Here is a 1,549-nt window from a genome sequence, read left to right as displayed (position 1 = left end):
TGGTGTTTGCGGTAATGGTGACGGGCGTCGTGAAGTTCACCGTCTGCCAGCCGCTCGCCGTGGTGTTGGCGAAGGTGGCGGTGGCAAGCCTGGTGCCGGTCGTGGTCCACAGGTCGACGACGTTCTGGCCGTTGTCGTTGGCGCTGCGGTAGAACTTGATGCCGGTGACATCCCCGGCGACGTTCGACTGGAACTTGACGCCGAGCTCGAGCTGCTGACCATCGTTGAGGTTCGTCTGGGTCGGCGTGCTGGAGGCGTTGAACAGGCTGTAGGTCGCAGGCGCCGCCGATGCGGCGATGTTGAAGGTCTCGTTGGTCGAGAGGCCGCCGAGATCGGTCGCCGTCACTCTGACGCCGTAGGTGCCTGCTGTCGTCGGCGTGCCGGAGAAGGTCCGCGTCGAGGCGTTGAAGGCCAACCAGGCGGGCAGCGCCGTGCCATCGGCAGCCGTTGCCGTATAGGCCAGCGTCTCGGTGCTGTCGACATCGGTGAAGGTGGTGGTCGGCAGCACGAAGGAGAAGGCCGAGCCGACGGTGGCGTTCTGGGTCGTCGTCTGGACGGCCAGCACCGGTGCGTCGTTGGCGCCGTGGATGGTGACGGTCAGGTTGGCCGTGGCGGTGGCGCCGCCAGTGTCCCGCATCGTATAGCTGAAGACATCGCTCAGCGTGTTGGTCGACTGGCGCAATGCCTGGACGGCCGCATTGGTCTCGTTGACGGTATAGCTATAGACGCCCGATGCGTTGAGCACGAGACTGCCATAGGTGCCGTTCAACGCCGAACCAAGCGTGCCTGATGTCGCGCCGAAGACGACGGCCGTGACCGTCTTGGTATCACCGGCATCCGGATCGGTGTCGTTGGTCAGCACGTTGCCGCTGGCAACCACACCGCCCGAACCATTGGCGACACCACCCTTCTCGGTCGCATCCCCCGCATCGGCAACCGCCGTCGGCGCCCTGTTGCCAGCCGTCGACACGGCGATGCTGAAGGTCTCGTTGGCAGCAAGGCCGCCGAGGTCGGTTGCCGTCACCCTGACGCCGTAGGTGCCGGTTGCCGTCGGCGTGCCGGAGAAGGTCCGCGTCGAGGCGTTGAAGGCCAACCAGGCGGGCAACGCCGTGCCATCGGCAGCCGTTGCCGTATAGGCCAGCGTCTCGGTGCTGTCGACATCGGTGAAGGTGGTGGTCGGCAGCACGAAGGAGAAGGCCGAGCCGACGGTGGCGTTCTGGGCCACCGTCTGGACGGTCAGCACCGGCGCGTCGTTGGCGCCATGGATGGTGACGGTGAGGTTGGCCGTGGCGGTGGCGCCGGCAGTGTCCCGCATCGTATAGCTGAAGACATCGCTCAGCGTGTTGGTCGACTGGCGCAGCGCCTGCACGGCGGCATTGGTCTCGTTGACGGCATAGCTATAGACGCCCGATGCGTTGAGCACGAGACTGCCATAGGTGCCGTTCAGCGCCGAACCAAGCGTGCCTGATGTCGCGCCGAAGACGACGGCCGTGACCGTCTTGGTATCACCGGCATCCGGATCGGTGTCGTTGGTCAGCACGTTGCCGCT

Annotated in this window: 1 protein-coding gene; it reads right to left on the bottom strand. The window is 65.7% G+C overall.

What is annotated here, in order from left to right:
- Nucleotides 1–1,549: putative Ig domain-containing protein (locus FHT79_RS31895; RefSeq protein WP_183904731.1), on the bottom strand; the 1,549-nt coding region annotated here is incomplete at both ends.

Origin of the sequence: Rhizobium sp. BK212, from assembly GCF_014197475.1 — a bacterium.
Lineage (GTDB): Bacteria > Pseudomonadota > Alphaproteobacteria > Rhizobiales > Rhizobiaceae > Rhizobium > Rhizobium anhuiense.
This window is presented reverse-complemented; position numbering and strand designations above follow the sequence as displayed.